Genomic DNA, 12,168 nt, shown 5'->3' with positions numbered 1-12,168 from the left:
TTAACTCTCAGGAGCTAGCTCTACCTCCAAACCTTCCATATCTGGTGTCATTTGTATTTGGCATCCTAAGCGCGAATTTTCCTTTACATCAAAAGCTTCTGAAAGCATCGCTTCTTCATCATCGCTCATTTCTGGCAATTCGTTATCGCTTAACACATAACATTGGCAAGAAGCACACATAGCCATACCACCACAAACACCAATGGTTCCTTCTGGTGCCAACTCATAAGATCTTACAACTTCCATAAGGTTCATCGCCATATCGGTAGGTGCAATTACCGCATGTGTAACACCTTCTCTGTCTGTTATTTTTATATTAATATCGCTCATTGTTTTGGTTTAATAATAGAGGTATGACATAATTTGTGCCACAAATTTAAGGTTTGTAGCTATATTTTAATTCAATTAATAAGGTAATTTGAATGATTTAGTAAAAAAATAAGAAATCTTTAAAATTTTTCATTTTTTAGATTTCTCTTTTTATTAGAAGTATGCTTTAATTATTGGTTTAACAGAAGTTGTTAATACATCAACTAAGCTTCAACGTTTAACACTTGCTCAATTTGTGGTGCATACTTTTTAATGGTCATTTCTACACCCGACTTTAATGTCATTTGGTTCACACTACAACCTACACAAGCACCTTGAAGCTGGACTTTTACCAACTTATCATCCTCAATGGATAATAATGAAATATCTCCGCCATCACTTTGTAAAAACGGACGAATTTCATCTAAGGCTTTCTCAATGTTAATTCTTAATTCTTCTGTTGTCATATCTTATTTTTTAACTGCCGAACAACCCGCCATAGTTGTAATTTTTATAGCCTCTGTTGGTGGTAAATCTTCATTTCTTCTTACTACCTCTTGAACCACATTTTGAGTTAGTTTTTCAAAGGCTTGCTCTAATGGTGTTGCTGTTTGTAATGCCGCTGGACGACCTACATCTCCCGCTTCTCTTATACTTTGTACTAAGGGTAATTGCCCTAAAAATGGCACCTTTAAATCTTCGGCTAAATTTTTAGCGCCTTCTTTACCGAATATATAGTATTTGTTATCTGGTAATTCGGCAGGAGTAAAGTACGCCATATTTTCTATAATTCCTAAAACAGGCACATTGATACTATCTTGTTGAAACATCGCTACGCCTTTTTTAGCATCAGCCAAAGCCACATTTTGAGGTGTACTTACAACAACAGCACCAGTAATAGGTAAGGATTGCATGATACTTAAATGTATATCGCCAGTTCCTGGAGGTAAATCTATGAGCATAAAATCGAGTTCGCCCCAATGTGCATCAAAAATCATTTGATTTAAAGCCTTTGCTGCCATCGGGCCTCGCCATACAACGGCCTGATTTGGTTGCGTGAAAAAACCAATAGATAATACTTTTACTCCATAGTTTTCAATTGGTTTCATTTTTGATTTTCCACCAACATTAACAGCTAAAGGTTTTTCTGCCTCCACATCAAACATAATGGGAATAGATGGTCCATAAATATCAGCATCTAAAACCCCCACTTTAAACCCCATTTTAGCTAAGGTTACGGCTAAATTTGCTGTAACTGTAGATTTTCCAACACCGCCTTTACCAGAGGCAACCGCAACAATATTTTGAATTCCAGGAATTGGCTTCCCTTTTATTACATTTGGTTTGGGTTTTGTAGGAGCATCTACTCTTACATTCACTGTAATTTTAGCTTTTTCGTAAACTTGTTCGTGAATGGTTTTTAATATATCTACCTCAGTACGCTTTTTTGCTTGTAGGCTTGGGTTTTTAATGGTAATATCCACGATAACCTCGTCACCAAAAGTGACAACATTTGTTACTGCACCACTCTCTACCATATTTTGCCCTTCGCCAACAACGGTTATGGTTTCTAAAGCCTTAAGTATATCTTGTTTGTTTAATTTCACTATCTCTAATTTAGATTAATTCTAAAGTGCAAATATACAGGGAATTGTTTAGATTCTAAAATGGTTTTAACGAAATGATTTATGATTAGAATTGGTTCTGCAAATAAAGCTCATATTGCTTTTGAAGGATCCCAAAACACTTTTTCAAAATTTTGAATTTGGTTGTCTTTTACCTCAATACCTTCACTTTCCAAAAGTTGCTGCATTAAATTGGTTCCATCAAAATGATGTTTGCCAGTAAGTAAGCCTTTCCTGTTTACAACCCTATGTGCAGGTACATCTTTCCCTACGGAACCATTCATAGCGTAACCCACCATGCGTGCACTTCTAGAAGCTCCCAAATATTTAGCTATAGCACCATAACTGGTTACTTTCCCGTAAGGGATTTGTTTAGCAACTTCGTAAACTTTATCAAAAAAATTAAGCGTTTCCATCTTCATTTTTTAAAATTCTTTGATAATGTTTATTAGTGTAACAATAGCAATTACACCCGTTATGCCTCCAATTATATAATTCATATTTTTTTGTGATGTAAAAGACTTACCTCGAATTTTTTCAAAAAAGAAAATATAAATATACAACATAACAAAGGTTCCCATAGCAGCTCCAACTATGTATGAAATGATACTAATTTGACTAAAATCTAACCATCCGATTGATGCCAAGGTAATAGTCATATATGCTTGATATGGAATAGGAAAAACATTTATAGCAGACAAAAACACACCTTGAAAAAAGCGGCTATGTTTACTTTTAATTTTAGGCTGTATTTGCTGTTTTGGTTGCGATTTAGCTATGAGCAAAAAATAAATAGTAATTAATACAAATATGATAAATGCCGCCCGTTGAAGGATATCAATCACTTCGGGGTGCATACTTATATAGCGGGCAAAAATAGCAGCTAAATACGTTTGTAGCAATACAATAACACAAACACCAATAGAGAACATAATACCTCTTACATAACCTTCCTTTAGGCTTATTTTTGCTGCTGTCATATTTAATAACCCTGGCGGTATAACTCCAATAAGAGCAACAACTAAGCCTGTAAAAAAGATAAAAGTTATGTCCACTTTTAGTTTATTTTAAACCTAATATACGTAATTGGTTTGTTTTGTTCTAAATATTGCGATTCGTAAAAGGTTTGAATGCTAGTTACTTCTTCTGGGCTTCCTTCTTGTTTGTAAACATTGTGGTTTGCATAAAGCACTTCGTGTCCAGCGCCATGTAGTAATCCAAGTGTATAACCATGCATAAACTCACTATCGGTTTTTAGGTTTACAACACCTTCTGGTTTTAGAATTTGTTTATACCGTTTTAAAAACTCAAGGTTAGTCATACGATGTTTGGTCCGCTTATATTTTATTTGTGGATCTGGGAACGTAATCCAGATTTCGTCCACTTCATTTTCTGCAAATGCATAATGAATGAGTTCTATTTGTGTTCGTAAAAAAGCAACATTTGGTATCTTTTCTTCGATGGCAGTTTTTGCGCCTCGCCAAAAACGGGCGCCTTTAATATCTATTCCAATAAAATTTTTGTTTGGGTATTTTTTTGCCAATGCCACGGAATACTCACCTTTTCCACAACCAAGCTCTAAAACAATGGGGTGATTGTTTTTAAATACCCCAGTTCTCCAATTACCTTTTAAATTGAAGTTGGTGTTAACTAATTCGTCTCTTGTCGGTTGAAATACGTTTGAAAACGTTTCGTTTTCTTTAAATCGTTTTAGTTTATTTTTACTTCCCACAGGTTTCTGCTAATGTATATTTTAATATTCGGTAAAATTAAGGAAATATACGAGAGCCTTAATAGCTTATCTTTGAAATTAGCAAAAAAGTGCGTGAGGGATTGAGGCATTTGTTGAAGCTCCTTGCAAAGAGCGACTGCCGAAAGCCCGACCCTTGTGGGCACGCCCAAAATATAATTATGGTACTGAAAGAAGGTCAGCATAAAAAACGAATTTTAGTAGCGCCGTTAAATTGGGGATTGGGACATGCTACACGCTGCATTCCTATAATTAACGCTTTAATTGCTGAAGGTTTTGAGCCTATTATTGCTAGTGATGGTGTTGCTTTAACTCTGCTAAAAAAGGAATTTCCGAATCTTTCTTCGGTTGAATTACCTTCTTATAACATAACTTATTCAAGAAAAGGAAAGCACTTTAAGTTGAAGCTTTTAAAAGATTCGCCTAAACTTTTAAAAGCCATTAATGCCGAAAAAAAAGCAGTTGATTATATTTTAGAAAACAATAAACTAGCAGGTATTATTTCGGATAACAGACTGGGTGTGCGAAGTAAAAAAGTGCCTTCGGTTTTTATAACACACCAATTAAATGTTTTAAGTGGAAATACTACTTGGTTAAGTACAAAAGTGCATCAAAATATTATTGAAAAATTTGATATGTGTTGGGTGCCAGATATGGATGGTGACATTAACTTAAGTGGAAAATTAGGGCACGGTAAATCGCTTTCAATACCTTTAAAATATATTGGTCCTTTGAGCAGATTTGCCTACCGTAAATCTGAAATTAAACATGATTTAATGGTTTTAATTTCGGGACCCGAGCCACAACGTACCTTATTGGATGAAAAAATGTTATTGGAATTAAAAAACTATCCTGGGAAAGTGGTTTTTGTTAAAGGTATTGTGGAAAAAGAGCAAGCTATACTGGTTATAGGAAACATAACCGTTTATAATTTTATGACTTCAAGCTTACTTGAAAAAACGATCCAAGAGAGTGCTTTAATACTTTCGCGGTCTGGATACACTACAGTAATGGATTTAGCAAAACTTTGCAAAAAAGCTTTTTTTATACCTACACCTGGGCAATTTGAACAAGAATATTTAGCTAAAAGATTAACAGAAATGGAATTAGTACCTAGTTGTAATCAAGATCAATTTAATTTGAAAAAACTTGATGATGTATGTAATTATAAGGGTTTAAAATCATTTAATTTTGAAGTAGATTTTAAAGAATTATTTAACCTTTTCTAATGTGAATGAGAACTCACTTCCTACACCAAATTCACTCTCTACATATATTTTTTCTTCGTGGGCTTCAATAATATGCTTAACAATTGATAAGCCTAAACCAGAACCTCCTTCTTTGCGTGAACCACTTTTATCTACTCTATAAAAACGCTCAAACAGCCTTGGTAAATGTACTTTCGCTATACCTTCTCCATTATCAGTTATACGCACAATTACTTTGTTTTTAATAAGGTTTTCAATACTCACCTCGGTAGTCCCTTTTTCTCTTCCGTATTTTATAGAATTTACAATTAAATTAACCAAAACTTGTTGAATTCTGTCTTTATCGGCATTAACCATAATAGGGTTATTGTAATCCATATCAAATGTTAATGTTATGCTTTTCTTAGAAGCTTTCATTTCTAACATATCAAAAACATTTTTAACCAAATCAACAATATTGAATGCTTCCATATTAAGACTTAAATCTCCAACTTCAAGTTTAGTAATCATATCTAAGTCCTTTATTATATATCCAAGCCTTTCCACACCTTTATTAGCTCTTTCTAAATATTTTTTGCGCAAATTCTTTTCGTTCATGGCTCCATCTAGAAGTGTTAATATATAGCCTTGAACTGTAAATAGTGGGGTTTTTAATTCGTGAGAAACATTACCTAAATATTCTTTTCTGTACTCTTCTCTAACTTTCAGGGTTTCTATTTCTATTTTTTTATCTCGAGCAAATTTGTCAATTTCCTCAGTGAGTGTTTTCATATCGGTGGTTATTGGGCCTTTAGTTAAAGTTGCCGATTCTAGAAGCGTTAAATCGTCATAAATCTTTTTTACACGTTTATAAATAAACCGCTCTAATCTAAATTGAATAATAAAAAATGAAAATATGAATACACTAGTCGCAAGCGCTAGTAATAAAAACCATTTAAGCTCGTAAAAATAGTATAAAAAAACACCCATTAAGAGTGTTACATACAGGGTTACATATACTGATGTTTTTACTGCAAATCGATATGATTTTTTAAATTTTGATTGCATTAATCTACAAACTTGTAGCCAACTCCTTTTATAGTTTTAAAACTTTTGTCGCCTAATTTTTCACGTAATTTTCGAATATGAACATCAATGGTTCTTCCTCCAACCACAACTTCATTTCCCCAAACCGTATCAAGTATTTCGTCTCTTTTAAATACTTTACCAGGTTTGGACGCCAATAAAGATAATAATTCAAATTCTTTTCTAGGTAAAATAATTTCTTTTCCTTTTGAGATTATTTTATATTCGTCACGGTTAATTACCAAGCTTCCTACTTTAACAGTATCATCAACGTCTTCCTCTTTAAAACGTCGTAACAGCGCTTTTACTTTACTTACCAAAACTTTGGGCTTTATCGGTTTCGTTATATAATCATCAGCGCCAGCATCAAAGCCTGCAACCTGTGAATAGTCTTCACCACGGGCCGTTAAAAAAGTAACTATTGTATTATTTAAATCCGGATTTTTTCTGATTTGTTCACAAGCTTCAATACCATCCATTTCAGGCATCATAACATCCAAGATAATTAAATGAGGTAACTCTTTTTTAGCTTTCTTTACACCTTCAAGCCCATTTTCGGCTTTTATTACTTGATACCCTTCACTTGACAAATTGTATCCTACTATTTCTAAAATATCTGGTTCATCATCCACCAGTAATATTTTAATGTCCTTTTTTTTCATTATTCGGAAATCCTTGTTTCTTGAAGTAAAGATAAAACTAATAACATAATTTTATTGAAATTATAAAATTAATAACATTATGGTAACAAAGAGCTTACAAAAATTTAATATTTCGACATATAACTCAAATCTTTAACAGTTTTTTGGCATCACTTTTGTACTAAATTACTACCTTTATATAACCAAATAGAACTTATGAAAAAAAGCTACTTTTTCTTTTTATTGTTAACCTTAGCCTTTTTTACAACACAAAATAGTGTTGCACAAAATGGCTCTAATGGAACTTCTATTTTACAAAACATAGAGGGTTTATCCATATACCCAAACCCTGTAAATAGTGGCAGAACGTTTGTTTACGTTACATCGAAACATAATTTTAATAAAAAAATAGATTTCTACAATGTGTTAGGAAAACTCATTTTTTCCACATACTTAACAGGTAAAGAATTAAATATTTCTGACCTAAGCAAAGGTGTTTATATTTTAAAAATCACCGAAGGTGATATAAGTGAGACAAGGAAATTAGTGATAAAGTAAAGAAATTGTTACTTTACAGTAAAAAAACAGCCATTAGGCTGTTTTTTTTGGTTATAACTCAAAAATATCTATAAATTTAAGTCTTAATTAATTAATTCCTCTTAATATGAAAAAACTTTACTTTTTACTTTTTTTAAGTTTATTTACTAGCTTATCTTTTAGCCAAACTACTATTTTTCAAGAATCTTTTGAAACTGGCAATTCAGGAACTACTTCTGAAGATTGCAACGACAATGGTGGTGATTTTTTTACAAGAACTGACGGGTCTGATGTCGCTGGATACAATGTAACAGGAGCAGATGGCACTTTTTATTTCGCAGCACAAGACACCGACGGTGCGCCTTGCACAATGGCAATAGAAACGTTAACCTTTTCTGGTATTAATATTTCTACTTATTCTAACATGACTTTTGCTGTCTTGGTTGCCGAAGATGATTCATCTGATGGTTTTGAAGATTGGGATGCAAACACCAGTGTAGTTATTGAAATTAATATAGATGGTGGAGGTTATACAAACCTAATTCAATTTTCTAGTGGTGGTGCAACTAACACAGAACCAGGTTTAGATACAAATTTTGATGGAATAGCAGATAGTACTTTATTAACATCTAGCTTCCAGGAATTTACTGCTTCTATTGGAACTGGATCATCAGCTGATATAAGAATAACTTTCAACAATTTAGACGCTGGTGACGAAGATATTGCTTTAGATAATATTAGAATAATTGATAGCTATGTTCCTACTCCTACCTTAGCGTTGACTGACGCACCTGCAAGTGGTGGAACTCTAACTACTACACCTGAAGCTGCAACTACTGCAACAATTGATTTTACAACTACTAATTTCACCGTAGCAGTTCCATCAGCAGGTGATGGCTATATAAAATGGAATGTAAAAGATGTTGGAGATAATATAATTGATAGTGGAGATATATTTACTACAGATGGAACTGAAACGCCTGTAACAGGTTTGGTTGCTGGTAATACTTATACATTATTTGCAGAGTTAGTTGATAATTTAGGTGCGCCTATTAGTCCTGCTGTTGAATATACACTAACTGTAATAATTCCAACCTATACGGTTGTTACCGACATTGCAGCTTTAAGAGCTGATGTTACAACAAATGGTGTAGGCGGTTATTACGAAATAACTGGTGCCGTTTTGGTAACTCATACAGATGGCTTTAATGATAGGCAATGGATTCAAGATAGCAATGTTGCTGGTATTTTAATTACGGAAGAAGGGGCTGAAGCAGACATTCCATTTTATAATGTAGGTGATAATGTAACGGGACTAAAAGGAGGTACTGACGAAAGTAATGGTTTACTAAGATTTTTACCTTCTACAGACTCTGGAGTTGTAGCTTCTTCAGGCAACAGTGTTACTCCACAATTAGTTACTATTTCAGATTTTAATACTAATTATGCTGATTATGAATCCGAATTAGTTGAACTACAAAATGTAACATTTGATGCCGCCGACGGTGTAGCAACTTTTTCAACTGGAACCAATTATAACGTATCTGATGCTATACCTAACACTGTTGTAATGAGAACAGATTATTTTGGAGCCGATTATATAGGAACTGTAATTCCATCAAATAACATTACTAGCTTAGTTGCTATTGCAGGTCGTTTTAACACAACTGGTCAAATTTATGCAAGAAGCTTATCAGACTTTACCTTGAATTCTAAATATATTGAGATAGAAGGTTTCAAAATGTATCCTAACCCAACAAGTTTAGGCTATATTAATATTTTAAGTAGAAGCAACTCTAAAATGGATGTTTCAGTTTACAGTATTTTAGGAAGACAAATTATCAATGAAACTGTAAATAATAACAGACTCGATGTTTCTAGCCTAAACTCTGGGGTTTATATTATGAAAGTATCACAAGATGATGCTATAACTACAACAAAATTAGTAGTTAGGTAATCATCAACTTTATAAATTTTAAAGCGTTACCATTTGGTGGCGCTTTTTTATTTTATCTACTTTTGCCTTTTGTTCTCGATACAAAAATTGTAAACAATTTTCACTCGAACAGATAACCTTTTGATGATAGATACAAATTCCATTTTTAATATTAACAGTCAAAGTGATTTTGAAACTTTAGCATTACAAATTTTTATATTTCAGTTTGAAAACAATCCCGTTTATAGATCATTTTGTGATTTGCTGTACAAACATCCTAGTGATATAAAAAGAATACAAGATATTCCTTTTTTACCTATTCAATTTTTTAAAAGTCATAAGGTTTTAAGTTCTCAAAAACCTATTCAAACAATCTTTAAAAGTTCTGGAACAACTGGAAATGCTACAAGCAAACATTATGTTACAGATTTAAGCATCTATCAAAAAAGTTTCACTAAAGGGTTTCAAAAGTTTTATGGAAATATTGAAGATTATGTGATTTTAGGTTTACTACCATCTTATTTAGAGCGTGAAGGCTCTTCATTAATCTATATGGTTGATGCCATGATAAAAACATCTAAACATCCCGAAAGTGGTTTTTATCTTAACAATATTTCAGAATTAAAAGACACCTTAATAAAACTTGACTCTGAAGGGAAAAAAGTATTGTTAATAGGTGTTTCATTCGCTTTATTAGATTTAATTGAAACGTATGAATTTTACCTAAAACACACCATTGTGATGGAAACTGGAGGCATGAAAGGTAGACGTAAAGAATTGATTAGAAAGGAGCTTCATAAAAGATTAAAAGCTGGTTTTGGTGTAAATGCAATACACAGTGAATATGGTATGACCGAATTATTGAGTCAAGCCTATTCAAAAGGCAACGGTATTTTTAGTTGCCCCCCATGGATGAAGGTTTTAACACGTGATACTGAAGACGCCCTAAGTATTCAAAACATTGGGCAAACAGGCGGTATAAACGTAATAGATTTAGCCAACATTAATTCTTGCTCATTTATAGCAACTCAGGATTTAGGGCGTGTAAATAATGGTCACTCGTTTGAAGTTATAGGTCGCTTTGATAACTCCGATATTCGCGGTTGCAATCTTATGGTGCTGTAAGGTAACTACCGTTTTACGACTTAACGTAAAACTTCAAACTATGAAAACTTTTATCATTTTATTCATTGTTGCTATTTCTTCAATCTCCGCTCAAACTATTGATTATAACTTAAAAAAGGGATTTGCAGCAAATGGTTATGATGTTGTTGCTTATTTCAGTAATGAAGCTATTGAAGGTAGTAAAAGTTTTATATCAACATTTGATGGTGTAAACTATAAATTTTCTTCAGAAAAAAACTTAAATCTATTTAATAAGAATCCCGAAAAATATCTTCCAGAATATGGTGGTTATTGTGCATATGCAATAGCAGCAAAGGCCAAAAAAGTAAGCATTAACCCTAAAACATTTCAAATAAAAAACGGGAAATTATATTTGTTCTATAATGCATGGGGAACCAATACACTTGAATTGTGGGAGGAAGAAAACGCAAATGTATTGCTTGAAAAAGCTAATGAAAACTGGAGCACAATAAAATTTAAAAAATAGCCTACTTTTTATGTAATGAAAAGAAAATAGTTTCGACAAAATATGCAACTACGATAAAGAAAGATTTATTTTAGTGGTTGATTAGTTAAAGTAAAGCCTGATTTTAAAATCAGGCTTTACGCTTTATATAATTTGTAAAATAAAATAATTCTTTTTACCACGTTGTAGCAATACAAACTTATTATTTATCAAATCGTTGGCAGTTACTTTGTAATCCTCGCTTACCTTTTCTTTATTTACCGAAATTGAATTTTCTTTTAAGGCTCTTCTGGCTTCGCCATTAGATTTTAAAAACCCCCCTTTCTCCGCCAAAGCAGCGATTATATCTAATCCGTTTTCAATTTCAGACTTAGGTATTTGTGTTTGAGGTACTCCATCAAATACGTCTAAAAAAGTTTGCTCATTTAGTCGTTTTAAATCATCACTTGTTGATTTTCCAAAGAGAATATCACTAGCCTTTATAGCATTTTCTAAATCATCTTTTGAATGCACTAATGTTGTGATTTCTTCAGCTAAACGTTTTTGTAAAACGCGTAAATGAGGGGCTTCATTATGTTCTTTTACTAAAATATTTATGGCTTCTTCAGTTAAAAACGTAAATATTTTAATATACTTTTCGGCATCTTCATCACTGCTATTTAACCAGTATTGATAGAACTTGTAAGGCGATGTCCTATTGGCATCTAACCATACATTACCTCCTTCGGATTTTCCGAATTTAGAACCATCCGATTTAGTAATTAGTGGACAAGTAATTGCGAACCCTTTCCCGCTGGCAATTCTTCTTATTAATTCTGTCCCCGTTGTAATATTGCCCCATTGGTCGCTTCCTCCCATTTGGATTGAACAATTTTTTTCTCTGTATAAATGAAGAAAATCATATCCTTGAACCAATTGATAGGTAAATTCAGTAAAACTCATCCCTTCTGAATCATCAGATGAAATTCTGTTTTTAACAGAATCTTTTGCCATCATATAATTTACTGTAATGTGTTTACCAACATCCCGAATAAATTCTAGAAATGAAAAGTCTTTCATCCAGTCGTAATTATTTACCAAAACAGCTGCATTATCGGCATTACTTTCAAAATCTAAAAAATGAGCTAATTGCTTTTTTATGGCTTCTTGGTTATGACGTAATGATTTTTCATCTAATAAATTACGCTCACTAGATTTCCCTGAAGGGTCTCCAATCATTCCGGTAGCTCCACCAACTAAAGCAAAGGGTTTATGACCACAGCGTTGATAATGTGCTAGTAGCATTATAGGTACTAAGTTCCCAATATGTAAAGAATCTGCCGTTGGGTCAAAACCAATGTAAGCACTTCGCATACCTTCCATTAAGTGTTCTTCGGCTCCAGGCATAACGGTATGAATCATACCTCTCCATGTTAATTCTTCAACAAAATTCTTTATCATTATTCGCGTATTTTACAAAACTATGGCAAATATAAAAATACGTGTATAATTACTCATGTATTATGA

At 32.9% G+C, this 12,168-nt stretch carries 14 protein-coding genes; 5 read left to right on the top strand and 9 right to left on the bottom strand.

The genetic code is table 11. The features are described 5' to 3' along the window. The 6 genes from L3X39_RS04580 to trmB all read right to left on the bottom strand — a co-directional run bounded on the left by L3X39_RS04580 (window position 1) and on the right by trmB (window position 3,666). Complete coding sequence (locus L3X39_RS04580; protein WP_237230569.1) at window positions 1-330, bottom strand: 2Fe-2S iron-sulfur cluster-binding family protein; 330 nt, start codon at window positions 328-330, stop codon at window positions 1-3. Window positions 331-533: 203 nt separating this feature from the next. Further along, window positions 534-776 (bottom strand): NifU family protein, encoded by a 243-nt coding sequence (locus L3X39_RS04575; RefSeq protein WP_237230568.1) that lies wholly within the window; start codon window positions 774-776, stop codon window positions 534-536. Window positions 777-779: 3 nt separating this feature from the next. Next, window positions 780-1,916 carry an Mrp/NBP35 family ATP-binding protein gene (locus tag L3X39_RS04570; protein WP_237230567.1) on the bottom strand — a complete coding sequence of 379 codons (1,137 nt, stop codon included), beginning with the start codon at window positions 1,914-1,916 and terminating at the stop codon, window positions 780-782. A 110-nt stretch (window positions 1,917-2,026) separates the two neighbouring features. Beyond that, window positions 2,027-2,356 carry an MGMT family protein gene (locus tag L3X39_RS04565; protein WP_237230566.1) on the bottom strand — a complete coding sequence of 110 codons (330 nt, stop codon included), beginning with the start codon at window positions 2,354-2,356 and terminating at the stop codon, window positions 2,027-2,029. 3 nt (window positions 2,357-2,359) lie between these two features. Beyond that, on the bottom strand, window positions 2,360-2,989 hold the full coding sequence (locus L3X39_RS04560) for a LysE family transporter (RefSeq protein WP_237230565.1): 630 nt from the start codon (window positions 2,987-2,989) through the stop codon (window positions 2,360-2,362). A 2-nt stretch (window positions 2,990-2,991) separates the two neighbouring features. After that, window positions 2,992-3,666 (bottom strand): tRNA (guanosine(46)-N7)-methyltransferase TrmB, encoded by a 675-nt coding sequence (gene trmB, locus L3X39_RS04555; RefSeq protein WP_237230564.1) that lies wholly within the window; start codon window positions 3,664-3,666, stop codon window positions 2,992-2,994. Between the two features lie 179 nt (window positions 3,667-3,845). On the opposite strand from trmB, the gene L3X39_RS04550 reads away from it, so the two are divergent. Next, window positions 3,846-4,913, top strand: a complete 1,068-nt coding sequence (locus L3X39_RS04550; RefSeq protein ID WP_237230563.1) for a glycosyltransferase — start codon at window positions 3,846-3,848, stop codon at window positions 4,911-4,913. On the opposite strand, the gene L3X39_RS04545 is transcribed toward L3X39_RS04550, so the two are convergent. Together L3X39_RS04545 and L3X39_RS04540 are read right to left on the bottom strand one after the other, a co-directional pair. After that, the gene (locus tag L3X39_RS04545; RefSeq protein ID WP_237230562.1) at window positions 4,896-5,939 is read right to left on the bottom strand and encodes a sensor histidine kinase; all 1,044 of its coding nucleotides are present in this window, start codon (window positions 5,937-5,939) and stop codon (window positions 4,896-4,898) included. The two genes, L3X39_RS04550 and L3X39_RS04545, sit on opposite strands and share 18 nt — an antisense overlap. After that, entirely contained in the window at window positions 5,939-6,619 is a 681-nt protein-coding gene (locus tag L3X39_RS04540; protein WP_237230561.1) for a response regulator transcription factor, read from the bottom strand. The genes L3X39_RS04545 and L3X39_RS04540 overlap by 1 nt, the downstream gene beginning before the upstream one ends. 195 nt (window positions 6,620-6,814) lie before the next feature. Here L3X39_RS04540 and L3X39_RS04535 point away from each other — a divergent pair, with 195 nt between their 5' ends. The 4 genes from L3X39_RS04535 to L3X39_RS04520 all read left to right on the top strand — a co-directional run bounded on the left by L3X39_RS04535 (window position 6,815) and on the right by L3X39_RS04520 (window position 10,683). After that, window positions 6,815-7,156, top strand: a complete 342-nt coding sequence (locus tag L3X39_RS04535; protein WP_237230560.1) for a T9SS type A sorting domain-containing protein — start codon at window positions 6,815-6,817, stop codon at window positions 7,154-7,156. Window positions 7,157-7,262: 106 nt separating this feature from the next. Further along, entirely contained in the window at window positions 7,263-9,092 is a 1,830-nt protein-coding gene (locus L3X39_RS04530; RefSeq protein WP_237230559.1) for a T9SS type A sorting domain-containing protein, read from the top strand. A gap of 123 nt (window positions 9,093-9,215) precedes the next feature. Then, window positions 9,216-10,196, top strand: a complete 981-nt coding sequence (locus L3X39_RS04525; RefSeq protein ID WP_237230558.1) for a LuxE/PaaK family acyltransferase — start codon at window positions 9,216-9,218, stop codon at window positions 10,194-10,196. A gap of 40 nt (window positions 10,197-10,236) precedes the next feature. Continuing rightward, window positions 10,237-10,683 carry a YHS domain-containing (seleno)protein gene (locus L3X39_RS04520; protein WP_237230557.1) on the top strand — a complete coding sequence of 149 codons (447 nt, stop codon included), beginning with the start codon at window positions 10,237-10,239 and terminating at the stop codon, window positions 10,681-10,683. 123 nt (window positions 10,684-10,806) lie between these two features. Here the strand turns inward: L3X39_RS04520 and tyrS are convergent, their stop codons facing one another. Continuing rightward, a complete protein-coding gene (gene tyrS / locus L3X39_RS04515; protein ID WP_237230556.1) occupies window positions 10,807-12,102 on the bottom strand; it encodes a tyrosine--tRNA ligase in 1,296 nt (431 codons plus the stop codon). Between the last annotated feature and the right edge of the window lie 66 nt (window positions 12,103-12,168).

The organism is Flaviramulus multivorans (assembly GCF_021728415.1).
Taxonomy (GTDB): Bacteria; Bacteroidota; Bacteroidia; order Flavobacteriales; family Flavobacteriaceae; genus Sabulilitoribacter; species Sabulilitoribacter multivorans.
This window is presented reverse-complemented; position numbering and strand designations above follow the sequence as displayed.